Annotated in this window: 16 protein-coding genes; 9 read left to right on the forward strand and 7 right to left on the reverse strand. The window is 40.0% G+C overall.

Annotated features, from left to right (window positions below; all coding sequences use genetic code 11):
* Positions 1-77 precede the first annotated feature (77 nt).
* The 6 genes from AACU98_RS13955 to AACU98_RS13980 all read right to left on the reverse strand — a co-directional run bounded on the left by AACU98_RS13955 (position 78) and on the right by AACU98_RS13980 (position 12,351).
* Positions 78-2,153, reverse strand: a complete 2,076-nt coding sequence (locus AACU98_RS13955; protein WP_161734931.1) for an SWIM zinc finger family protein — start codon at positions 2,151-2,153, stop codon at positions 78-80.
* A complete protein-coding gene (locus AACU98_RS13960; protein ID WP_017827817.1) occupies positions 2,150-3,301 on the reverse strand; it encodes a VWA domain-containing protein in 1,152 nt (383 codons plus the stop codon). The genes AACU98_RS13955 and AACU98_RS13960 overlap by 4 nt, the downstream gene beginning before the upstream one ends.
* Positions 3,288-5,870 carry a DUF5682 family protein gene (locus AACU98_RS13965; protein ID WP_062814373.1) on the reverse strand — a complete coding sequence of 861 codons (2,583 nt, stop codon included), beginning with the start codon at positions 5,868-5,870 and terminating at the stop codon, positions 3,288-3,290. The genes AACU98_RS13960 and AACU98_RS13965 overlap by 14 nt, the downstream gene beginning before the upstream one ends.
* Positions 5,871-5,970: 100 nt before the next feature.
* On the reverse strand, positions 5,971-7,080 hold the full coding sequence (locus AACU98_RS13970) for an ATP-binding protein (protein ID WP_012367664.1): 1,110 nt from the start codon (positions 7,078-7,080) through the stop codon (positions 5,971-5,973).
* Between the two features lie 25 nt (positions 7,081-7,105).
* Positions 7,106-10,834 carry a DUF4132 domain-containing protein gene (locus AACU98_RS13975; protein ID WP_004252199.1) on the reverse strand — a complete coding sequence of 1,243 codons (3,729 nt, stop codon included), beginning with the start codon at positions 10,832-10,834 and terminating at the stop codon, positions 7,106-7,108.
* 386 nt (positions 10,835-11,220) lie between these two features.
* Positions 11,221-12,351: a multidrug effflux MFS transporter gene (locus AACU98_RS13980; RefSeq protein WP_004247545.1), complete on the reverse strand. Its 1,131-nt coding sequence runs from the start codon at positions 12,349-12,351 to the stop codon at positions 11,221-11,223.
* 102 nt (positions 12,352-12,453) lie between these two features.
* Between AACU98_RS13980 and AACU98_RS13985 the strand changes: the two genes are divergently transcribed.
* A complete protein-coding gene (locus AACU98_RS13985; RefSeq protein ID WP_004244408.1) occupies positions 12,454-13,215 on the forward strand; it encodes an AraC family transcriptional regulator in 762 nt (253 codons plus the stop codon).
* 69 nt (positions 13,216-13,284) lie between these two features.
* On the opposite strand, the gene AACU98_RS13990 is transcribed toward AACU98_RS13985, so the two are convergent.
* A complete protein-coding gene (locus tag AACU98_RS13990) occupies positions 13,285-14,568 on the reverse strand; it encodes a citrate synthase (protein WP_004244410.1) in 1,284 nt (427 codons plus the stop codon).
* A 631-nt stretch (positions 14,569-15,199) separates the two neighbouring features.
* Here AACU98_RS13990 and sdhC point away from each other — a divergent pair.
* From sdhC to sucD, 8 genes are all read left to right on the forward strand, one after another.
* Positions 15,200-15,580, forward strand: a complete 381-nt coding sequence (gene sdhC / locus AACU98_RS13995) for a succinate dehydrogenase cytochrome b556 subunit (RefSeq protein ID WP_123059542.1) — start codon at positions 15,200-15,202, stop codon at positions 15,578-15,580.
* A complete protein-coding gene (sdhD, locus tag AACU98_RS14000; protein ID WP_004244415.1) occupies positions 15,574-15,918 on the forward strand; it encodes a succinate dehydrogenase membrane anchor subunit in 345 nt (114 codons plus the stop codon). The genes sdhC and sdhD overlap by 7 nt, the downstream gene beginning before the upstream one ends.
* Positions 15,918-17,684: a succinate dehydrogenase flavoprotein subunit gene (gene sdhA / locus AACU98_RS14005; RefSeq protein WP_004244416.1), complete on the forward strand. Its 1,767-nt coding sequence runs from the start codon at positions 15,918-15,920 to the stop codon at positions 17,682-17,684. The genes sdhD and sdhA overlap by 1 nt, the downstream gene beginning before the upstream one ends.
* A gap of 34 nt (positions 17,685-17,718) precedes the next feature.
* The gene (locus AACU98_RS14010; RefSeq protein ID WP_004244417.1) at positions 17,719-18,435 is read left to right on the forward strand and encodes a succinate dehydrogenase iron-sulfur subunit; all 717 of its coding nucleotides are present in this window, start codon (positions 17,719-17,721) and stop codon (positions 18,433-18,435) included.
* Positions 18,436-18,719: 284 nt separating this feature from the next.
* Positions 18,720-21,524 carry a 2-oxoglutarate dehydrogenase E1 component gene (gene sucA / locus AACU98_RS14015; protein WP_161734934.1) on the forward strand — a complete coding sequence of 935 codons (2,805 nt, stop codon included), beginning with the start codon at positions 18,720-18,722 and terminating at the stop codon, positions 21,522-21,524.
* A 13-nt stretch (positions 21,525-21,537) separates the two neighbouring features.
* Positions 21,538-22,746, forward strand: a complete 1,209-nt coding sequence (odhB, locus tag AACU98_RS14020; protein ID WP_004244419.1) for a 2-oxoglutarate dehydrogenase complex dihydrolipoyllysine-residue succinyltransferase — start codon at positions 21,538-21,540, stop codon at positions 22,744-22,746.
* Between the two features lie 161 nt (positions 22,747-22,907).
* The gene (sucC, locus tag AACU98_RS14025; protein WP_004244420.1) at positions 22,908-24,074 is read left to right on the forward strand and encodes an ADP-forming succinate--CoA ligase subunit beta; all 1,167 of its coding nucleotides are present in this window, start codon (positions 22,908-22,910) and stop codon (positions 24,072-24,074) included.
* Positions 24,074-24,946 (forward strand): succinate--CoA ligase subunit alpha, encoded by an 873-nt coding sequence (gene sucD, locus AACU98_RS14030; RefSeq protein WP_004244421.1) that lies wholly within the window; start codon positions 24,074-24,076, stop codon positions 24,944-24,946. Before sucC ends, sucD begins: the two co-directional genes overlap by 1 nt.
* The last annotated feature ends 821 nt before the right edge of the window (positions 24,947-25,767 follow it).

Consider the following 25,767-nt stretch of genomic DNA (forward strand, 5'->3'; position numbering starts at 1 on the left):
CAGTTATTGCTATTCTATAAGCTATCTCTCTTATTAACTAAGTGAGATAGCTTTTTATTTAACAACAACCTTGAAATTTATTCATTAAGTTGAATGGGTAGCGGGCTTTGTAATTGTTGCAGATTATCACATAGCCAAATTAACTGTAATAAAGCTTGAGAGTCACGAGCAGTTAAAGCGAGATAACGAGTTAATTGGTTAGCTATTAATGTCATACCTAAATCGTCAGCAATTTGTTTGCTTCTCTCTAATTGCTCTTTTTGCATTGCAGAAAGTTGTTCTCGCCCTGTACATGCTTGGGCTTCCAATACGGATAAAATGGGGCGACAAAATTTTTGTGCAAGGGTTGGTTCACTGTGATGCATTGCCGTTTGTCGCTTACGTTTAGCCATATATTCTTGAATATGACTAATAAAACCAGACTGTTTTTTCTTACGGGGAAATTGGTCAAAATCGAGATAAAACATTTCAATGCCTTGCTCTGTTTTGATCCAAATGGTGGTGGGTAATAAATCGATATTGAAATCACGTCGAACAGGTTGCACGGTGATCGCAACGATTTCTAATTCTCGTTTAGTGAGAAAACGTAATTCTTCTAAATTATTTTGCGTTTCGCCTTCCCAATAAAGGCGCAAAAAGGCCGAATTTCCATTATTATCTACCACTTCCCAAATAACACACTGCTCTACTTCATGCCAAATTAAGGGATTATAGCTTTTGATATGTAAAACCAGAGGGGAAAGAAATCCTTCTGGTTGATCCGTAAAATAATTGGGTAAATCTTGCCAGTTATGAATACCTAATTCTGTTTGTAGTTGATGATAATCTGTGACATCAAGAAAATCGGTTTGATTTTGCGCAAAGCTATCGCCAATAGTAGCTAGTTTCCCTTCATCAGAAATACGAGGCGCTTGTAATAAGAAAGGTCGGCGCATGAGCTTATCTGCAGTTTGTTTCCATAACGATAAACTATGCCAAACACTATAGCGATTAAATAGGGTATCAAGTTGATTAGGGCGAGCTTGTGTCGCTTGTAAAAATTGTTTTGCTTCTTTATCCCAGAAAGTAAAAGTTGTGCCTAATGCGCCACTTTGTGCTGTCCACCAATGTGCATCAATAGGAATAAGCGCGAGACTGGTTTTTTTATCATCATATTGACGGCGAAGTTGTCCTCGTAATGTTTTTAATTGTTCAGGTGTCGCATAAGATAGCTGGAAAAGATAGGCTGAGATATGAGCTAATAGACGTAAGACATTGCTTTCATCCATAGTGAAATGTCTTTCTGCTAACCGCTTGACTTGAGTACTTAATGTTCGTAAATAAGAGGCTAAACGAGGTAAACCCTCGGCACGAGCAGACATATTAAGTAAATGTAATTGCGTTGCGCTACTTAAACTAATGTGTGATAGCCCTTGACGTAATAGATCACCAATAAATTGTTCAATAGTATTAATAAGGGCAATTTCTTCATCATTCAGTGGGCGTTGTGAAGATTTTAAGGGAATTAAATCTTCAGGCCACGTCCAAGGCTGTGTATTTTGCTCAAATATTTTCGCGACAATCGCAAGATGAAAAGCTTTTTTCTGAGAGCTAGAAAAAGGGGATAACATGCCATCGTAACCACTTGCTTGTAAGAAAATGACCGGTTCATCAACATCAGGGAGTTGGATTTTTAGCTGGGTTCCTGTGTCTTCTAGAACTAAGGTTTTATCTTCCCATTGTTCAATTAAGTTAATCGCAGTCCGACAGGCGGGTTTACCTGCTTTTTTGATGAGTAACTCGGGATCAAGCGTAAATAAAGAGGGTAATAAAGGCGGTGTTTCAACAGGCGCTATAATTTTTTCTGCTGATGTTTCAATGGGATTATCAGTATTAATATCATCAGTCGAATTGTTGTTGGCTTGTAACCATAAAATAGCGGCTAAAATATGTTTGCAACAACCTGCTGCGGAACAATCACAACTGGCTTGCTGAATGCCTGCTTCATGTAAAACGACTTTTTGCCCATCACTGCTAAATTGCCCTGTATTTGCATCAGTAACAGAGACTTTTTCGTTATCAACATCTTTTCTTGCGCGTCTTAATAATCCGGCATTAGCAAAGACGGTAAGCGCATCTTCATCATAATGAAAATAAACGGTCTGCCAACTCATTGCATTACCTCTGCTAGCCACTGTGCGAAATGTTCTGGGGTTAAAGCTGCAACTTGCATACCTCTATCGGCGAGTTTTTGTGCGATAGTTGAGTCATAAACCGGTTGAGCCTCATCATCTAGTGCTGCCAGTCCTAATAACTTAACTTGTTGGCTATTGAGACGTTGTGTGCAATCTAATAATCGGGTTAATGATCCCCCTTCTTCAAAGTCACTGATAAGCGAAATAACAGTACGCTTAGGGTTGTTAACTAAGCTTTCGCAATATTGCATGGCACTAGCAATATCCGTACCTCCTCCCAATTGGACTGTCATTAATACTTCAACGGGATCGTCGGCTAAGTGTGATAAATCGACAACTTGAGTATCAAACACGATTAAGGAGACATTAACAGCAGGTAATGAAGCTAAAATACTCGCACACACAGCTGCATACATAATGGAACTAGACATTGATGCACTTTGGTCAACACAGAGAATGACATCCCATGGAAAATGCTGTTGCATTCGTGAATTAAAGTAAGGGGTTTCAATCACTAAACGACGATTTTGGGTATCGTAATGTTTTAAATTGGCGGCAATAGTGGCACGCCAATCAAAGTTACGACTATTTGGTACTAACGAGCGTCTAAAGCGATTACGACGACCGGTTAATGATTGGCGAAAGTTATTACGAATTTGACGCAAAATATCTTCAACCACTTTACGAATAATGGTTTTTACTGCATCTCGCGTTTCTTCGCTCATTCGTCCGCGTAAGCTTAATAGTGTTTTAGCTAACGCTTTAGTCGGCTCCATGGCTTTTAGCGTATTGGGATCTTTAAGAAAGCTACTGATTTGATAACGTTCAATCGCTTGTGATTGCATACGTTCAAATGTGCTATTGGGAAAAAGTTTGCGAGCTTGATTTAGCCAGTTTACGGCAGTAAGTTGCGATGCATCGAGAGAACCATGGCGACCGCGCTCTTGACGTAATCCTCGGCGCTGATATTCACGGCGATAAAGAAAATCGAGTGTACGTTCAATTTTAAGATCATCAGCATTAAACGTGGCTTGCCCTAAAGCATCATCAGCGTATTGGCCTAAAATCAAGCGCCAACGTTTGGCTTGTTGTATTTTATCTTTAGGCATATCATCATGCTTCTCCATGAGTATGGTCTCCTTTCTCTGTTTTCTTCGCCTCAAACCAAGAAATCATGCCTTGTGTCTTAATGCGCTGTTGCAGTTTTTGATTGAGTTTAGTGGCTTCAAGCATTTGCTTGGCACTAAATTCTGATTGCCATAGTGATAAGGCTTGCGTATCTAAACCAATATCATTAGCAATATATTGTGCAAGCTCTGCATTTTGTTTGGGATTAAGTTGGCTAAAGGCAAAACGCAAATCAGGTAAAATCTGAATAAAACGTTCTTCATCCCATTGCTGTAATAAGCTATTTAAGTGATTGACTAACAACGGCAGGCGAATGACTAGCTCTGGTGCGGTGCGCATTATACCGACAAAATAACCAATGGCATGTTCGGGAGCGCTGCCTGTACTAAAGGTCGCATTTAACACGGCCGCTAAGGTCTTTTCGTCAATATACGAACCTAGATAACGTAATGCATCTACCGCACCTTTTAATAAAGGAACGGTATCTAACTGTCCATCAAGGCGATTAAGTTGCTGATAAAAATCACTTTTATAATCATATTGATGATCCAGTGATGGCATAAACTCAATGAGTTCACGTAAAGAAAGTAGGGCTTGCAGATTGCTTTCTTGTTGTTGCTCATCACCTTGAGCCAATTGCTCTAAGCAAAAGAAGGCTTGAGGGATCACTTGATGTAGCCTATTTTCCAATGTCAGCTCATCGGTAATATCAAGATATTGACGACCTCGCCATAAATGGATCAATTTATGTCCACATTGTGTTAATGACTCAAGGCGAAAATCTTGCTGAATATAGCTATCTAGCAGTTTAAATAGCGTAGGGATACGCTGGTGGAGCCCAATTAATGCCGCTTGAATTAACAAAGTGACCGCACTTTGGCTTGAACGGCTTTGTCCTTGTTCTGCAAGCTGTTTTTCCATTGCTAACAGTTTATTTAAGGCGATAGTTTCAAGTTGAGAGCCTTTTTCTGATAATGAGATCAGTTCACCTTCAACATTGGGGGTCCATGCATATTGCCATTCTTCAAATAATAGATCCAACTGGTGACCAGAAAGAAAATCAGGTCCATTGACACGGTGGGCAAAATGGATTTCTAAAAATGCCAATAAATGTAAAAAACGACTTCTTAAGCGATGTTGGGGGTTGCGATAAACATCACATTTTGTAGTTTTTGCTAATGTATCATCAAGTTTAAAGCGAAATGCTTTGGCGCGTTCATAGGTTTCATTGACTAAAGGGGGCGTTGCTGTACCTAATGGAATTTGTCCTAATAGATAACCTGAAAAACAGGTTTTGATTTCGTCCCATAATTCGTTTTGACTGTCATCTAAACTGCCTTTAATAAAGGCGCTTTGTAACCCATCAAGCAAATCATAACGCCCCATACCAGTGTGCTCTCTTAGTAAAGCGAGGCGTAAACTCTGCTCGGCTGCTAGTTTTACGGTTAAATAACTGGGTGGATTATCAAATTGTTGTTCTCTGATAGTCTGAGCCACTGAGCTTAAAAAGGCGATGCCCATTTTATTGCGATAAACTTGCGTTGGCTGTTTTGCCGCCTCATTGTTTTCTAATTTATCATGATGTTGTTGCATTAAGCTTTGCCAAGCTTGTTGGTAAAAAGCCGGAGATGGCATACCAGATGCATAGCCATTAAGTGCATCTAATCTGTCAAAGCTATAGCGAATAAGCCAAGCTTGCTCTTTTTCGCCCATTTTTTGCATTTTAGTAAAGTGCTTTTGTTCTGAGCTAGAAATAGCGAAAGAGTGGGGTTGTGAAGAAGCTAAGCCTTCGATTAGCGCAAGGGTGTGGGCTCCCCCTGTGACGATTAATATTTTGGCATTAGGCTCGTGCTGTTTGATGGTTTTAATATGAGTGAGCATATGTGCTTCACGTTGTGAAGAGCCCTCAGATGCAAGTACTTCAGGTTCATAGTCAAGGCGCGCAAGTGCACACCAAATAAAAATGTCATTAAACAGTGTTTGCCAATCTGCTAATGCCTCAATACTGCGTAACTCAAAAAGATGCTCCCAAACATCATCATGATCACGGCAATGACATTGTTTAGCTAATTGTGCAATAAATTGGCTATGGGCTAAATAACGTTCTTTTTGTAAGCTACGGCTTTGTAGATCGCTATACTCTTCGTTATTGACTTGAGCCGCCCAAGGTAAATCGATAAAACGTGTTGTTGCATTGATGCGTAAACCACCTCGCAAAGCTTGCCACTCAGGGGAATATTCACAAAATGGGAAATAGGCAGAGTGTAGCGATTTTTCACGCTCTTCTAGGCCACTATCATGATGACAATATTCGGCTTGCCCCATAATAGCAATAGGAGGGAGAGTATCTTTATCCGTTAGGCTAGGAATAAGCGAATTAAAGGTATCCGGACCTTCAATTAAGATATAATCAGGTTTTACAGAATCAATTAATGATAAAACTGCATAAGCACAAGCTGGGCTATGGTGGCGTACAGGGGCAAAATAGAGATGTTGTTGCTGTAACGACGTCCATTTCAGTCGGGCTTGGTCAATTCTTGTTGGTAAAGATATTGAAGGTAGCGTCACCGTGTTGATCCCTTTTTTGGGTGAAAAAGCAGAGTAAGTTAACTCTGCCTTTAATAGATAAATAAATAGACTTTAATGCCTCGCTGTGGCTCTTTACGTTTTATTGCCAAAAGTCTTTTGATGCATCAAAGAACGCTTTCCACTCTTTACTATTTCTGGCCCTTTCTCTGGCGACGTTGTCCATGTAATAACGAATACGCTTAATATCATCAGGATTATCTTTTAATACAACGCCGATTAATTGACGTGCAATCGCACCGGCATTCATCACGCCATCACCTAAATAATGCGCTTCTAACGCACAAGCATAAGCGATATTTACGGCTTCTGCTGTTGACATAACCGCATCAGGTGTTTTGATATTGCCACCATCTTGCGTATTACCTGAACGTAATTCTTGGAATGTGGTAACCAGTAATTCCACCACATCCATAGGGATGGTGATTTCTGTCGCTAAAGCACCTAACTCATTTTCAAGCTGTGATTGGATCAAACTGATTTCAAAAGCTGGATCACGAATAGGTTTTACTGTTTCAAAATTAAAACGTCGCTTTAATGCGGCAGACATCTCATGTACACCTCGGTCACGCAAGTTTGCTGTACCAATCAAGTTAAATCCGGGTTTTGCACTAATACGCGCACCGTCGCCCATTTCAGGGATCATTAACTGTTTTTCGGACATTAAAGAAACCAGCACATCTTGAATTTCAGGAGGACAGCGAGTTATCTCTTCAAAACGAACAATTTTACCTTGTAACATGCCTTGATAAATCGGTGAGCCGACTAATGCTCGTTCTGTTGGGCCTTCTGCTAATAGTAACGCATAGTTCCATGAGTATTTGATATGATCTTCTGTCGTCCCTGCAGTACCTTGGATGGTTAATCCTGAATCACCACTGATAGCAGCCGCAAAAAGTTCTGAGAGCATTGATTTTGCTGTACCTGGCTCACCAACCAGCATTAAGCCCTGTTTGCCTAATAATGTAACAATTGCACGATCAACTAAGGCATCATCACCGAAAAACTTAGGTGTGATACCTAAAGTATCATCACCTAAAATAAATTGGCGCACAGCCCGAGGAGAGCGAAGCCATCCTTGGGGCTTCGGATTATTAGCATCCGCTTTTGTTAAGCGTTCTAATTCTTCAGCAAATCGAACCTCGGCACTTTCCCTAATTGCTTGTTGTTCTTTGGGTGTTTTTTTAGCCATATTCTTTCCTAATTATCCCTAAATTTTACCAAGGTGTTTTCTTTTCCCATTCAGGATCAAATCCTGCACAAGCTTCAGCGACTTTTAGATAATCCGCGTAGCTTTCTGCTAATAAAATCGGTGGTACTTGCTTTAACTCAATATTATTGCGATCCCAGTAATTTTGCTGATCCTTCTCAAAACTTAAATCGAATAAAACCGCTGGAATATTTTCTTCTGGTACATAGCTACCACTAAAACCGATATTGACGTAGTAGTTTAAGCTAGAGAAGAATTTGTAATAGTGAGAGAACGAGCCTCCATCTTCAGCAGGGCCTCGCTGATAGCCCATTTTGGTTAAAATACCCCGTAAGGTGAAGGTGTCTGTGATCCAACCTTTTCGGTCTTCAACTTCTGTTTGTGTCAGATCTAAATCAGGGATCTTATGTTCCATTTGTGAAAATAAGAATTTCACTTTGTAATCTTTGAAGTGTGCAATCCATGCTTTACGCTCATCTTCATTAACTAGGGCGGCGTGAGCTAATTGAATCAAAGAATCATTTTGTAAGGTGACTTCGTCATCTTCAAGGTTAAGTAAAGCACCATCATCAGAAGGGCGGAAGGTATTGATAACTTCACCCTCTTTTACTTCTTGCCAAACTAATTGTTCAATCAATTTATGCATAATAGGGTGAGCTAAAATATACTCTTGCCAATCAGCGCTTAGCCATTGGCGTTGCGCGCACATCGCTTCATATAAACGCACACTTTGTAATTCAATAACTTGTTTAAGTTCTTTTTTACTTGAAGTGAAAAGTTTTTTCGCTTCTTTAATCAGCTCTGGATCGTCATTTTTGCGTGCTGCAGGTAATGACTTAACTTCCTTACCTTCAGGATTAAACAGGACAATTTTTTGTTTTGCATCCATTTTGGCGGTGAAAGTACGCTCACCATATTCCAGTACTAATGTTCCTGAATCATCAAAGCCGGCGGTTGGAATGGTTCTATCGGCTAATTCATCAGCACTCCAACCATTGCGTTCAGCTATTTGCGTAACTAAATTACGCGCTTTTTCCTGCACAGATGCTGTGCGATAACGACGTGATAATGAAAGCAGAAGTTGAATGATAATAGGATCATTACTTGAAGCTACCGCATCAATCATCGCTTCGATTTGCGCACGACGCTGATAGTGATCACGCATATAGTTACGTAATACTGATACTGCAATATGCCCCTCAATTCCACAAATAAGCGCGAGCATTCCTTTATCGCTGATTGCCGAACCTAAATAACGACGTAGTACCTCGTTTTTAATTTCTTCGACGACTTGCTCTAAAGTATAGGTTTCATATTTAGCATAATATTCAGGATAACGTTTGGCCCAATCTTTGTATTGTGTTAATCGAGAAGGGGCATTTTGTTGCGCTTCAGCCATCGCTTCTTCAAGTGTTGGTCCTTTAATATCTTGAGCGACAAAAGTGTGCAGGATAAAGCTTGAAAGTTTATGTTGGCTATCAACGCAAAGTAGGCTGATATAACGTTGTAATAACGCATTACCCCCTGGCATTTTTAATTTGACGGCGAGAATAATCCACCAACGAATAATCGCGGGATCAACCGCTTTTTTGTTTTCCCATGTTAATGCAGGGATCGCCTCGAAGTTAAACCAAGCAAGGCTTGCGGGTGGTTTGGCTTTGAGACCTTTTTCAGCTTCTGCTAATAATGTCTTTGGCGATAAATAGCTTGAAATATCCTCACCTAATTGTTCTAACGCAGTGAGCAGAGCGGCTCGTACTACTTCGCGTTTCTCTTTTTTCAGTAAGGCATTAAGGGCAGGTAATGAGTCAGGGTTATTTAAACGTGCTAACCATTCAATCGCGGTGACTCGAATTTCTTGTTTACTTGAAGTTAAGCCTTCTTGTGCACTTAAGTGAATATTCGGTAAGGTTTCTAATAATTTCTGAGCTGAAACTCGGTGTGTTTTATTTTCACCTAGAGCCAATTCCATGATACGCGGAACGAATTGTGCAGGAATGGTTGGAAAACGGCTTAATACTTCAATACCTTGTGAAGTTTCAAATTGGCGATAGCGGTGTTCACTTTGATTTGGCATTAAGTTTAGCGCTTCTGCAATATAATCAGTATGTTGAGAGAAGAAAGGCCAAACTTGTTCTGGTTTACGGAAACGACGTAAGCCATCTTGATAAGATTCTAAGCACAGCGCCGCTGTGATACGCGTTGCACGTTTGAAATGACATCGTTCTAATACATTTTCAACGTGTCGTAATTCAATATCACTCAATAAACGTTCAGGAATATCACTATTAAAATAGTGAGAGGAAAAGTGATCCGCATGTTGGCGGTTATTGGTGATCACGCGCACGGCATGGAAAAAGGTGTATTCAGGTAAATTAGGAATACGGTTTTTGTGTTTAATTATTTGGATCTCATTGACTTGAATAGTGCCTTGTCCGCTATTGAGTTTATCCACTAATGCGCGACACTGTTTTTCATCAATTTTAGAGAGATCTTTATAATGGCGTTGTGCCCAATTATAAGAGTGTTTAGACGTTTTATTTTCTTCAATTTCACGTTCAGCATTTTCTTTTGCTTTTACTAACATTTCATTGAAGTTATTGACCAGAATATCGCGGGCACTATCGGGTAATGGTGTGTCTTCTAAGGGAGTAAAATCAGGCGCTTTAATGGCTTCAACGGTATTTGCATTATCAGCAACACAAAAACGTTGTAGCGCACTTTCAATGCTCTTGATAACTGCTTTTGAGGTTTCATGTTTTAATGCTTCTGCCAGCACATCACGGTTTTCACCTTGGCGCGCGAATAAATCAGCGGCTTGTGTACGTTGTTTGGGAGTACCATTCATTAAAACATGGGTTAAATTTTCTTTTACGATTTCAGCAGGTAAGGTATTTAAAATAGGTTCAGCCGTTTTTTTGACGGTTCTTAAACTGCTAGTGGCAAGTAAAACAATAATATCTGCAAAAGTATCGCGTAATATCGTATTTTTATTTAGATAATTTATTAGCTCGACTAAGCCATTCGCTGAAAGTTTTTCAACTAATTCTTTTCTAACAAATTCTTGATGTGAAAGTAGATAGTCTTTTAAATCACACAGTTCATAAATACGCTTAAGATTAGCGGCATAATATTCAGAGACATCTTTTCTATCAAAAATTGCAAATAACGCATTTTCACCGGCAATATTGGCCTCTGCTTCGACCATATTGGCGATAAACTCCATACTCCAATGTTTACGATGTTCTAAATTAAGGTTACGTGCATTATCGTAAGTGGTATAAAACGCATCAACTAACAGGTAGATAACCCAAGTGGGGACTTGCGTTGTTGTTACTTTAATATTGATATCTTGACATGCGGCAGCGATGACTTTGGCAAAACGGGCCACTTGCTCTAAGGAAAAACTTTCACCAACCTTTGAGTAGAGTTTATGGCGGGCATTAAGGCCTTGGGTGATAACCTTACCGTACTTTCCTGTATCAACATTACTGGCATACCACCACTCTAATGTTCCCGCACGATGAAAATAAACGGCGGCTTTCGCTGCATCTAGTTTATTTAATTCAAATAGAATTTCAGGGTTTGTACCTGTAAGTACATAATCTAATGCACGCTTAGGTAAACTTTCATCAAATATAGCCAGTAGGACAAGAGAGCCTTGAAGATATTGTTCAGTAATATCGACGTCTTTTTTCCCAAAAATAGGGAGAATATCTAATATTTTTTTTATCACGCCAGTTCCTTAAGCCATGTATGGATAAACAGTTTTTTTACCATGAAACAGCAAAACGAACAATTTTATTATTACTGATGAAAATAAAATCAAGGTATAACATTTGTTAAATATATGGATATAAACACTGAAAAAGCCAATCTAACTTTATTAATATTCAATTCATCATTATATAAAATGCAATCTCAGGAAAAAGTACTAAAAGTTAAGAAGTGATAATAAAGGCGTTTTTTGTGGATTTTAAAAAGATTAAGAATTGTCTGTTTAATTTGCTAAGTATTAACACTTAGTCCTGTAGACAAGTTAATCTTTCTATTCTTGATTTTTTCGAAATGTTACAAAATAAAAAGAGCTTCTTATAAATATAACAAGCTCTTTTAAATATATTATTTTGCTGTTTGGCGAGAGAAAGAGAGTAACAAAGCACCTATACTACAAATCAGCAAGGTAATCGCTAAACTTTGTCCCCATCCAGCCAGTGCTAAACCACCACCAATAAGTAAATAGTAGAATAAACCTAATAGTGCACCCGCTGTGCCTAAGCGATCTTTATATTGCGCTAAAGCCGTTGCTAAGATATTTGGAATAGCAATGCCATAGGCAACGACACTTGTCATCATTGGAATAATAAAACTAATGTGATTGCGCAATAAATAAACACTTACAGCACTAATTACTGCAATAATACTTGCAAGTAATACTAATTTCTCACATTGCCAATGATGGCTTAATAATGCTTTATTAATGTAAGAACCAATACCGACACCTATTGCTAATACAATACCACTATAGCCAAAAGTACTTGCACTATAACCTTGATTATCAAACATAAAAGGTGCTAGTTGGTAATAAGCAAATAGACTGATATTAAAAAAAGCAATTAAAAGTATAGTCTTGGCAATTTGCTTATCTTTCAGCATTTTTATCGCTGTTTCCGCTAGTGGTGCGGTTTTTATTGTTGCAGGGCGACTTTCTGGTAATGCAATAGTACTCCACAGCAATAAAACGACGGCGAGAAGAGCAAGGCCACTAAATACCCCTTGATAACCTGCATAGCTCACCAGTAAAGAACCACTTAACATACCAATAGCCGGACTTAATGCGATTGCCGCTCCCATAACGGAAAATACTTTGGCTAATTCTTCACCACTATAAACATCACGCATAATAGTTTGTGTTCCTACAGAGCCAACTGCGGCACCAAAAGCAGAAAGCATACGTAATATCAGTAATACAGAAAAATTATCGGTCATAAAGACACCAATACAAGCAATGGCATAAATAAATAACCCTGCTAACATTGTTGGGCGCCGGCCAATGACATCACATAAACGACCCCATATAATGACACCGAGTGCAAAAGCAAAAAAGTAGAGCGAAAGTGTTTGCCCTGCTTCATTGGCACTGACTCTAAAACCATTTGAAATATCAGTAAGTGCTGGGCTATAAATGGTTTCTGCAATTTGTGGAAACATCATTAACGCAATTGCTAACCATAGAGAGAGTTTTCTGTTCATTCTTTGTTTTCCTAAAGCTTGATACTTTGATGACAGAATACAGTGATAATAATTGTCTTGTTATATATATAAAGACATAATATTTACCAAATAGGACAAGTGATGGCTTGGCTTAATCAATACGACCACTTTGTGCCAGAAGAACACCTTGCATCAGTTGTGGGTATTGCTGCAGAGATGGGAAAACATGATTCAGGTTTTCACTCACATGATAGGGGGCAGTTACTGTTTACTCAATCGGGTTGTATGAGAATTACTTTAGCCTCTCGTGTATCTGTTTTACCACCTATGAGAATTGCCTGGATCCCGCCAAAATTGGAACACCGAGTCGAGATGTATGCGGCTGTAGGTTATCGTTCAGTTTATATTGCCGATAAATTTCATCATCGTTTCCCAACTGAAAGCGAAATATTAACTATTTCACCTTTACTTAGAGAGATATTAGAGCGTATTGCTATTGCTGATTTTGACACCCAGTGGGAAGTAGGGCGGTATGCAAATTTATTAGCTGTTTTTTTAGATGAAATTCAGCAAGCTAAACGTCAACCTAATCATTTATCAATGCCCAGTGATAGACGGTTAAGAAAATTATCTTTCGATGAATTACCTCCGCCACTACAAGAATTAGCGCAATATATTGGCGCTAGTGAAAAAACCATTACTCGATTATTTTATAAAGAAACAGGATTAAGCTATCAACAATGGCGTCAGCAATGGCGATTAATGAAAGCGATAGAGTTATTAGCCACACATCATCGTTATTTAGAAATTAGTCAATTATTAGGGTTTGCCAGCGATAGTGCCTTTATCACTTTTTTTAAAAAAATGACCGGGCAAACACCACAAGAGTATTTAAGAAATTGATCCATACTAATAGCATAAAGCCCCGCAAAAACGGGGCTTAGCCAGTCAATAAATCGTGTTTAAATCGATTTATTTATTTTTAAGTTCACTGTGGAATTTACGCTCGTTATAACCAGTATATAACTGACGAGGACGTGCAATTTTCAGTCCATCTTCATGCATTTCATTCCAGTGAGCAATCCAACCGATAGTACGTGCAATAGCGAAAATGACCGTAAACATATTTGATGGAATACCTAGCGCTTTTAGAATAATACCTGAATAGAAATCGACGTTAGGATAGAGTTTTTTCTCAATAAAATACGGGTCATTTAAGGCGATGCGTTCTAATTCCATTGCCACTTCAAGTAAACTGTCATTGAGATTCAGTTCTTTTAACACTTCGTGACAAGTTTCGCGCATGACTGTTGCACGCGGATCGTAGTTTTTATATACACGGTGACCAAAGCCCATTAAACGGAAAGAGTCATTCTTGTCTTTTGCGCGTTTAATAAATTCAGGAATATGTTCAACGGTTTTGATCTCTTCCAACATACGTAAACAAGCTTCGTTAGCACCACCATGAGCAGGTCCCCATAGTGAAGCAATACCCGCAGCAATACAGGCAAATGGATTTGCACCTGAAGAGCCTGCAGTACGTACAGTAGATGTTGAAGCATTTTGTTCATGGTCGGCATGAAGAATAAAGATCCTATCCATCGCACGTTCAAGAACTGGGTTAACCACGTACTCTTCACAAGGTGTGGCAAACATCATATGTAGGAAGTTACCTGCATAAGACAGATCGTTTCTTGGATAAACAAAAGGTTGTCCTATGGAGTACTTGTAACACATTGCGGCTACAGTAGGCATCTTAGACAGTAAACGATATGCTGTGATATCACGGTGAACTGGATTAGAGACATCAAGCGCATCATGGTAAAAGGCAGCTAAAGCTCCTGTCACACCACAAAGTACAGCCATCGGGTGTGAGTCACGACGGAAACCATGGAACAGGCGGGTGATTTGCTCATGGATCATGGTATGGCGAGTGACGGTTGTTTTAAATTTATCGTATTGCTCTTGGGTCGGTGCTTCGCCATAAAGCAGGATATAACATACTTCTAAGTAGGTTGACTCAGTAGCCAATTGCCCAATTGGGAAACCGCGGTGCAGTAAAATCCCGTTATTACCGTCGATATAGGTAATTTTCGATTCACAAGATGCCGTTGAGGTAAAGCCTGGATCATAGGTGTAATAACCTTTGGAGCCGAGAGTACGAATATCAATGACTTTGGAACCGAGTGTAGGGGAGAGAACGTCCAAGTCCACAGAAGTTTCACCAATCGTTAACTTAGCTTTGTTATCAGCCATTTATAATCTCCTTAGCGCTTATTATGTCTCCTAACAAAGTCGAGGGTATCTTCATAAAGATGCACTTCGATAGTGAAACTATAGTTGATAAAAAGTACCTAGCGAGTTTTATTTTATGGCTTAACACGAGTAAAACCGTAGGTCTATAGTGTGTCACTTTTGTTAAGGAGCTTTTGATGTTATGTTTTTTAGGTGCTTTTTTATGCAAGGCACTTAGAATGTGTTCTGCTTACACTTTTACATAAGTTTTCGATTTCTGGAAGCGTGTTTGCGCACAAAAAAAACATAAACATTAAAAATATGCACTAAATGTAAGAAAAATGTTGTACATGTGTCAAAAATGATAACGATTATTACATTGGATGTTTGAAAAAGTGATCCCTCTCACTGTTCGAACCAAATGTCTAGCACACAAGTTGTGTGGTAATTGTAATAAGTTTGTGAAGCACTTATACTGCGCCCAGGTCTCCGGAACCTTTGTTGTATGGAGAACCAGCGTAACGAATCCACAATTTTTGTAAAATAGACGGATTTAACATTTTACTTAAAGTGTGCCTTTGTACCCCATTCGCTGCTTAATTTCCATCCAGGTCCGGAGGAAGGAAAAATTATAAAAGCTGTGTGGGCATAAATTGTGAAAAAACAAAGACCTGTCAATCTGGATTTACAGACGATACAGTTTCCACTCCCTGCTATCGCATCGATCTTGCATCGTGTCTCAGGGGTTATCATGTTAGTCGCAGTTGGTATTTTACTGTGGTTACTTGGCACCTCTCTCTCATCTCCCGAAGGTTTTCAGCAAGCCGCTGATATCATGACTGGCTTCTTCGCGAAGTTTATTTTATGGGGCATCCTAACAGCATTGGCATACCACATTTGTGGTGGTATTCGTCATATGTTAATGGACTTCGGCTTTATTGATGAAACATTGGTTGTTGGTCGTCGTTCTGCGGCAATTTCAATGATTATTACCGTTATTTTATCAATATTGGCGGGGGTATTAGTATGGTAAGTAATTCTTCTACTTTAGGCCGTACAGGCATACAGGATTGGTTATTCCTACGTGCAACTGCCATCATTATTTTCTTATATGTTTTATATTTTGTTGGTTTTGTTGCAACAACTGATATTACCTATGAAGTTTGGCGTGGATTCTTTAGCTCCTCTCTAACCAAAGTTTTTACCCTATTAACGCTACTTTCTATTCTAATTCATGCATGGATTGGTATGTGGCAAGTGTTAACGGACTATATTAAGCCAATAGCATTACGTTTGACGTTACAACTTATTATTGTCGTTGCGCTGTTGGTTTATCTTATTTATGGAACAATTGTGGTGTGGGGTGTGTAATGAATCTGCCAGTTAGAGAATTTGACGCAGTTGTAATTGGTGCTGGTGGTGCAGGTATGCGCGCCGCTTTACAGATTTCTCAAATGGGTCTGTCATGTGCACTAATCTCAAAAGTTTTTCCTACTCGTTCTCATACTGTTTCCGCTCAAGGTGGTATTACAGTTGCTTTAGGCAATACCCATGAGGATAACTGGGAATGGCATATGTACGATACTGTTAAAGGTTCCGACTATATCGGTGACCAAGATGCTATCGAATATATGTGTAAAACCGGTCCAGAAGCTATTTTAGAGCTGGAACATATGGGACTTCCTTTCTCTCGTCTTGATGATGGACGGATATACCAACGCCCATTTGGTGGTCAGTCGAAAAATTTTGGTGGTGAACAAGCTGCCCGTACTGCTGCCGCTGCTGACCGTACAGGCCATGCACTATTACATACTTTGTATCAACAAAATTTAAAAAATCATACCACTATCTTTTCTGAATGGTATTCGCTGGATTTAGTTAAAAACCAAGACGGTGATGTTGTTGGTTGTACCGCTATTTGCATTGAAACAGGTGAAGTTGTTTATTTTAAAGCCAATGCCACCATTTTAGCGACAGGTGGTGCGGGGCGTATTTACCAATCAACAACTAATGCGCATATCAATACGGGTGATGGTGTTGGTATGGCAGTTCGTGCGGGTGTGCCTTTACAAGATATGGAAATGTGGCAATTCCACCCAACAGGTATCGCAGGGGCTGGGGTGTTAGTGACGGAAGGTTGCCGTGGTGAAGGTGGCTATCTACTGAATAAAGACGGTGAACGCTTTATGGAACGTTATGCACCAAATGCTAAAGACTTAGCAGGCCGTGACGTAGTTGCACGTTCTATTATGATTGAAATCCGTGAAGGCCGTGGTTGCGATGGACCATGGGGACCTCATGCCAAACTGAAACTCGACCACTTAGGTAAAGAAGTTCTGGAATCTCGTCTACCGGGTATCCTTGATCTCTCTCGTACCTTTGCTCATGTTGACCCAGTTAAAGAACCTATTCCGGTTATTCCTACTTGTCACTATATGATGGGGGGGATCCCAACTAAAGTTACCGGACAAGCTATTCGCATGAATGAGAAAGGCGAAGATGAAGTGATCCCAGGATTATTTGCTGTGGGTGAAATTGCTTGTGTATCTGTCCATGGTGCTAACCGATTAGGTGGTAACTCACTGCTTGACCTTGTGGTATTTGGTCGTTCTGCGGGTGTTCACTTAAAAGAGTCTTTGATGGAGCAGGGCACGATGCGTGATGCCAGCGATTCTGATGTTGAAGCTGCATTAACACGCTTACATCGTTGGGAAAATAATCGTTCAGGCGAAGATCCGGTTGAGATCCGTAAAGCATTACAATCTTGTATGCAACATAACTTCTCGGTCTTCCGTGAAGGGGATGCAATGGCGAAGGGCTTAGAAGAGCTGAAAGTGATCCGTGAACGCCTGCAAAATGCCCGACTCGATGATAATTCAAGTGAATTTAATACACAGCGTATTGAGTGCTTAGAGTTAGATAACTTGATGGAAACAGCTTATGCCACAGCGGTATCTGCTAATTTCCGCACGGAAAGTCGTGGTGCACATAGCCGTTTCGATTTCCCTGATCGTGATGATGAAAACTGGTTATGCCATACATTATATCAACCGCAAACCGAAACAATGACACGACGTAAAGTCAATATGCAGCCGAAACTGCGTGAGGCTTTCCCTCCAAAAGTGCGTACATATTAATTAGCGGTGTTATTGAAGTTGCGGAGACTGAATTATGAAACTTGAATTTTCAATTTATCGTTATAATCCCGACGTTGATAATGCGCCGCGTATGCAAGATTACACGCTTGAAGTACCTGAAGGGCGTGACATGATGTTGCTAGATGCATTAATTCAATTAAAGGAAAAAGATCCTACATTATCATTCCGTCGTTCTTGCCGTGAAGGTGTATGTGGCTCCGATGGAGTGAACATGAATGGTAAAAATGGTTTGGCATGTATCACACCTATTTCATCTTTACAGAAAGGAAGTAAGAAAATTGTGATCAGACCGTTACCAGGTCTACCGGTTATTCGTGATTTAATAGTGGATATGACTCAATTCTATACGCAGTACGAGAAGATCCGTCCATATGTGATTAACGACGACAAAAATCCTCCGGCTCGTGAGAATCTACAGTCACCAGAACAACGTGAAAAACTTGACGGACTTTATGAGTGTATTCTTTGTGCTTGTTGTTCAACATCTTGCCCGTCATTCTGGTGGAATCCAGATAAGTTTATCGGACCTGCTGGACTGTTAGCAGCGTATCGTTTCTTGATTGATAGTCGTGATACTGAAACAGAATCTCGTCTTGATGATTTAAGTGATGCGTTTAGTGTATTCCGTTGTCACGGTATTATGAACTGTGTCAGCGTATGTCCAAAAGGGTTAAATCCGACTAAAGCAATTGGTCATATTAAATCAATGTTGCTAAAACATAGTGCATAAATTAATAACCGCCCTAAAATAGTTAGGGCGGTTAATGAAAAAATTAAGTTAGACGTTTGCAATAAGTAGTCTGTGTATTTGTATAAGTTTGTCTTGATAGCGGTTTTTGGAGGCACCTTTAAACACTGTTAGACAGTTTTTAAAGGTTCCTTGAGAGTGAAAAACTCCAATATTTTAAGAACCTGCGAGATAGCGGGTCATAAGAGAACCTTGCAATCGACACCGTTTAATAACGGTACTAGTTATCCACGGCGAACTAAAGCTGTATAGCTTAAGGGATCATAATGCAGAACGGCGCAATGAAGGACTGGCTAGATTCCACATTTCTAGCAGGAGAGAATCAGTCTTACATAGAAGAAATCTATGAAGATTACCTAACTGACCCAAACTCTGTTGACGAAAGTTGGAGAGAAATCTTTCAACAACTACCCGTAAGTCAAGGCGCAGAACAGTCGCATTCTCAAACCCGCGACTACTTCAGACGCCTCGCAAAAGAATCCACTCGATATCATACCTCGGTAAGCGATCCTGCAATGGACTCAAAACAAGTTAAAGTTTTGCAGCTCATTAATGCGTTTCGTTTTCGTGGTCACCAAAATGCTAATCTCGATCCGCTTGGTTTATGGAAAAGAGAATCTGTTCCAGATTTAGATCCTGCTTTCCATAATCTCACCAAAGAAGATTTTGAAGAAACCTTTAATGTTGGTTCTTTTGCTATCGGCAAAGAAACCATGAAACTCGGTGATATCTATGAAGCACTGAAACGTATTTACTGCGGTTCTATCGGTGCTGAATATATGCATATTACCAATACAGAAGAAAAACGTTGGATCCAACAACGTTTAGAATCTGTCAATGTTGCAGACCAATTTACTAAAGAAGAAAAAATTCGCTTTTTAGCAGAACTGACTGCAGCTGAAGGGTTAGAACGTTACTTAGGGGCTAAATTCCCAGGAGCAAAACGTTTCTCTTTAGAAGGTGGGGATGCTCTGATCCCAATGTTAAAAGACTTAATTCGTCATGCAGGGAAACAAGATACCCGTGAAGTGGTACTTGGCATGGCTCACCGCGGACGTTTAAACGTTCTGGTTAATATTTTAGGGAAAAAACCGGCAGATTTATTTGATGAATTTGCGGGTATACACAAAGAGCATTTGGGAACTGGTGACGTTAAATATCACCAAGGCTTTTCATCTGATTTTGCAACAGAAGGTGCTCAAGTTCACCTTGCTTTAGCCTTTAACCCATCTCACTTAGAAATTGTGAGTCCGGTTGTTATCGGTTCAGTCCGTGCTCGTCGTGACCGCTTAGATGAAGCGCGCAGTAATATGGTTCTTCCGATCACCATTCATGGTGACGCAGCAGTGACAGGGCAAGGTGTTGTTCAAGAAACACTGAACATGTCACAAGCTCGCGGTTATGAAGTTGGTGGTACGGTTCGTATCGTTATTAATAACCAAGTTGGTTTTACCACATCAAATCCTAAAGATGCCCGTTCAACAGAATACTGCACTGATATTGTGAAAATGGTTCAAGCACCTATTTTCCACGTAAATGCAGATGATCCTGAAGCGGTAGCTTTCGTCACCCGTTTAGCGTTGGATTTCCGTAATACCTTTAAGCGTGATGTGATGATTGACCTTGTTTGTTATCGTCGTCATGGACATAACGAGGCGGATGAGCCAAATGCAACTCAGCCATTGATGTATCAAAAAATCAAAAAACATCCAACACCTCGTAAGATCTATGCTGATAAGTTAGTAGAGCAAGGTTTAATCGAAGCTAATGATGTTACTGAGTTAGTTAATCTCTATCGTGATGCTCTCGATCGTGGTGATTGTGTCGTTGAAGAGTATCGTCCTATGGGGCTACATTCTTATACATGGGAACCTTACTTAAACCATGAATGGAATGAAGAGTATCCGCATAAAGTCGAAAAATCACGCTTACAAGATTTAGCGCGTCGTGTCAGCACAGTACCTTCTGAAATCGCAATGCAATCACGCGTCGAGAAAATTTATGCCGATCGTGCTGTTATGGCTGAAGGCGAAAAATTACTCGATTGGGGGGCGGCTGAAACCTTAGCGTATGCCACTTTAGTGGATCAAGGTATTACTATTCGCCTCTCTGGTGAAGATGCAGGCCGTGGCACATTCTTCCATCGTCACGCGGTTATTCACAATCAAACCAATGGTTCAGTTTATGTACCATTAGCCAATATTCATAACGCCCAAGGTCAATTTAATGTTTGGGATTCTGTCTTAACAGAAGAAGCGGTATTAGCATTTGAATATGGTTATGCTACTACTGAGCCTCGCGGGCTGACTATTTGGGAAGCGCAATTTGGTGACTTTGCTAACGTAGCACAAGTGGTTATCGACCAATTTATTAGCTCTGGTGAGCAAAAATGGGGTCGTATGTGTGGCTTAGTCATGCTGTTACCTCATGGTTATGAAGGTCAAGGTCCAGAGCACTCATCTGCACGTTTGGAACGCTATCTGCAATTATGTGCAGAGCAAAACATGCAAGTTTGTGTGCCTTCCACACCGGCGCAGGTTTACCATATGTTACGTCGCCAAGCGTTACGTGGTATGCGTCGCCCATTAATCGTTATGTCACCTAAATCACTGTTACGTCATCCATTAGCGGTATCAAGCTTAGATGAATTAGCGGATGGTAAATTCTTACCTGTAATTGGTGAGTTAGATGAATTAAATCCAGCGGATGTGAAACGTGTCGTGATGTGTTCAGGGAAAGTTTACTACGATTTATTAGAACAACGTCGTGCTAATAGGCAAACAGATGTTGCGATTATTCGTATTGAACAGCTATATCCATTCCCTCATGATGATATGGCACAGATTTTGGCACCTTATGCTCATGTGAAAGATTTTATTTGGTGTCAAGAAGAACCGCTAAATCAGGGCGCTTGGTATTGTAGTCAGCATAACTTCCGTGATGCTATTCCTACTGGCGCAACATTACGTTATGCAGGTCGTCCTGCATCAGCTTCTCCAGCTGTTGGTTATACCTCTGTTCATCAGGAGCAACAAAAAGCTCTGGTTGAAGATGCACTGAAAGTTGAATAAATAAGGATAGAAAATGAGTAGTGTAGATATTCTAGTACCGGATCTCCCTGAATCAGTTGCTGACGCGACAGTCGCAACTTGGCATAAAAAACCTGGTGATAGCATTCAACGCGATGAAGTGCTGGTTGAAATTGAAACAGATAAAGTTGTGTTAGAAGTACCGGCGAGTGAAGCTGGGGTGCTGGATAGCATTCTTGAAGAAGAAGGCGCTACGGTAGGTTCACGCCAATTATTAGGACGTATTCGTCTTGGTGATAGCACTGGTATTCCTGCGGATGTGAAACCTGCACAAGATACGACGCCTGCGCAACGTCAAAGTGCGGATATTGTTGCGAAAGAAAGCAATGATGCTCTTAGCCCGACAGCACGTCGTTTAGTCGCTGAACACGATATTAATCCAGCAGATGTAAAAGGCAGTGGTGTTGGTGGACGCTTAACTCGTCAAGATATTGAAAGCCATGTTGCTAATAATAAATCAGCAACAGCGGCCACCGCTGAAGTTTCTCAAGCTCCATTATCGCATCGTAGTGAGAAACGTGTACCAATGACACGTTTACGCAAACGTGTTGCAGAGCGTTTATTAGAAGCGAAAAATACTACCGCTATGTTGACAACGTTTAACGAAATCAACATGCAGCCTATTAAAAATTTACGTGCGCAATATGGTGAAGCATTCGAAAAACGCCACGGTGTACGTTTAGGCTTTATGTCTTTCTACATTAAAGCGGTAGTTGAAGCGTTAAAACGTTATCCAGAAGTCAATGCGTCTATTGATGGTACTGATGTGGTTTACCACAACTATTTTGATATCAGTATTGCCGTATCAACACCTCGTGGTCTAGTAACACCGGTATTACGTGATGCAGATGCGATGAGCATGGCGGATATTGAGAAAAATATCAAAGCATTAGCAGTGAAAGGTCGTGATGGTAAATTAACCGTTGAAGATTTAACGGGCGGTAATTTTACTATTACTAACGGTGGTGTTTTTGGCTCATTAATGTCAACACCGATTATCAACCCACCACAAAGTGCTATTTTGGGTATGCATGCGATTAAAGATCGCCCAATGGCAGTTGATGGTCAGGTTGTTATTCTACCTATGATGTATCTAGCACTTTCTTATGACCATCGTTTAATTGATGGCCGTGAGTCTGTCGGTTTCTTAGTGACCGTTAAAGAAATGCTAGAAGATCCTGCCCGTTTATTACTGGATGTGTAGGTAATAAATATCGCTTTTAGGCAGGAGATGCTCCTCCTGCCTCTACAGCAACATACACAAGCATCAAAGAAGTACAGTGTGTTCGTGAAGCCAGATTTTTCTGGCTTATAGTCAAAAAAATAAGAAAGTCCGACTTTCAACAAGATTATGGATAGAACATCATGAATTTACACGAGTATCAGGCAAAACAGCTTTTCTCACGGTATGGATTACCAGCACCTGCTGGTTTCGCCTGCTCCACGCCGCGCGAGGCAGAAGAAGCTGCATCAAAAATTGGCCAAGGCCCTTGGGTTGTTAAATGTCAAGTTCACGCGGGTGGACGTGGTAAAGCGGGTGGCGTAAAAGTCGTCAACTCAAAAGAAGAGATCCGCGCATTTGCTGAACAATGGTTAGGCAAACGTTTAGTAACTTATCAAACAGATGCTAATGGCCAACCAGTAACACAAATCTTGGTTGAAGCGGCAACAGATATTGCTAAAGAACTTTATCTTGGTGCTGTTGTTGACCGTGGTACCCGTCGTGTTGTCTTTATGGCTTCCACTGAAGGTGGCGTTGAAATTGAAAAAGTGGCGGAAGAAACGCCAGAGCTTATTCATCGTGCCATTATTGATCCGCTGACAGGACCTATGCCTTATCAGGGACGAGAATTAGCCTTCAAACTCGGTTTAAAAGGCAAACAAGTTAGTCAATTTGCTAAAATATTTATGGGATTAGCGACGATCTTCTTAGAGCGTGATTTAGCGCTTATTGAGATCAACCCATTGGTGATCACCAAAGATGATGATTTGATTTGTCTTGATGGTAAATTAGGTGTGGACAGTAATGCGTTATTCCGTCAACCGGAAATGCGTGAAATGCATGATCCATCACAAGAAGATCCACGTGAAGCGCAAGCGGCACAATGGGAATTAAATTATGTAGCACTCGATGGCAATATCGGTTGTATGGTTAATGGCGCTGGTTTAGCTATGGGAACCATGGATATCGTTAAACTGCATGGCGGTGAACCTGCTAACTTCCTTGATGTTGGGGGAGGGGCAACCAAAGAGCGTGTTACAGAAGCATTTAAGATTATTTTGTCAGATGAAAATGTCAGTGCTGTATTAGTCAACATTTTCGGTGGCATTGTACGTTGTGACCTTATTGCAGACGGTATTATTGGTGCAGTTGAAGAAGTCGGTGTTAACGTACCAGTTGTTGTTCGTCTTGAAGGAAACAATGCAGAGTTAGGCACTAAAAAATTAGCAGATAGCGGTTTAAATATTATTGCTGCTAAGAGCTTAACGGATGCCGCTAAACAAGTTGTTGCAGCAGCGGAGGCAAAATAATGTCTATTTTAATCGATAAAAACACTAAAGTTATTTGCCAAGGTTTCACTGGAAGCCAAGGAACTTTCCACTCCGAACAAGCTATTGCTTACGGTACTCAAATGGTGGGTGGTGTTACACCGGGTAAAGGTGGTACAACACATTTAGGCTTACCAGTATTTAATACTGTACGTGAAGCAGTGGAAGCAACGGGGGCGACGGCGACGGTTATTTATGTACCAGCACCATTTTGCAAAGACTCTATTTTAGAAGCTATTGATGCAGGTATTAAACTAATTATTACAATTACAGAAGGTATTCCTACGCTGGATATGCTGACTGTAAAAGTAAAATTAGATGAAGCTGGTGTTCGCATGATTGGCCCTAACTGTCCGGGTGTTATTACTCCAGGTGAGTGCAAAATTGGTATTATGCCTGGTCACATTCACTTACCTGGCAAAGTAGGTATTGTCTCTCGTTCAGGTACTTTAACTTATGAAGCAGTAAAACAAACTACTGACGTTGGTTTAGGTCAATCAACCTGTGTTGGTATCGGTGGTGACCCAATTCCGGGATCGAACTTTATTGATATTCTGAAGCTATTCCAAGAAGATCCGCAAACAGAAGCAATTGTTATGATTGGTGAAATTGGTGGTACAGCAGAAGAAGAAGCAGCTGCTTATATCAAAGATCACGTTACCAAACCTGTTGTAGGCTATATTGCTGGTGTTACAGCACCTAAAGGTAAGCGTATGGGGCATGCTGGCGCCATTATTGCGGGTGGTAAAGGTACTGCTGACGAGAAATTTGCCGCATTAGAAGCCGCTGGCGTTAAAACAGTACGTAGTTTAGCTGATATCGGTGATGCTGTTAAATCGCTATTAAATAAGTAACATTTTTGTTAATTACCTCTAGTTAAAACTACATATCATGCCAATCTCTGATCAAACTGGAGATTGGCATTTTTTATTGTTCTATTTTATGGCGCCTTTAGGTGCTGTCAGCAAGTAGTCACGTGTATTTTTGTTCGATTTTATCTCATCTTATTGTTTTTAAATATATTTTTATTTCATTTTTTGTGTGTTAAATAGTGGTTTAAACACAGCAATAACGAAAATATGGCGCTAAACAAGAATACCTGAGCCCTGGTTTGCTAAAAAATGCGGAATTTGTTTTACTCAGCCTAACTGATATGAAGAGTAGGGGAAGGCAAAAAAAGGGATACTTTTAGTATAATTTTTATTCATTAATACTATGTGTATAAGATTTACTATAGTTAATTTATATTGTTTAACGATACCTTATTAGCAGATACCCCCCCTCAATTATTATCATTTGTTAGTATTATTGGAAGGGCACAATCTTGCCCTATTGCAGTATGGTGAAGGTTTCATAGTGAAAAATGTATTATAGATACAATAATGCTCGAAAGAGAAGTTTAATGAGTAGCAGAGTAACCATGCTAAAAAAACGACCTTCTAAAATAACATTAAACTATCAACTATCAGCTAAACTTTAGAGATAAAGCTTACAAATAATCATTCTTCAATACAGTTATGCCATTTTGCTACCCATATTTAAAAATAAAATGATTGTATATTGTTGTTTTACAAAGGAATATTATTTATTTTTATGGCTTAAGGTATGATTGCTATAGAGTGTATGAGTTATTTCTATTCAACGGATAGATACATTATTTATCCTAAATTAAACT

It is taken from the genome of Proteus sp. G4380 (genome assembly GCF_963885725.1).
Classification (GTDB): Bacteria; Pseudomonadota; Gammaproteobacteria; order Enterobacterales; family Enterobacteriaceae; genus Proteus; species Proteus mirabilis.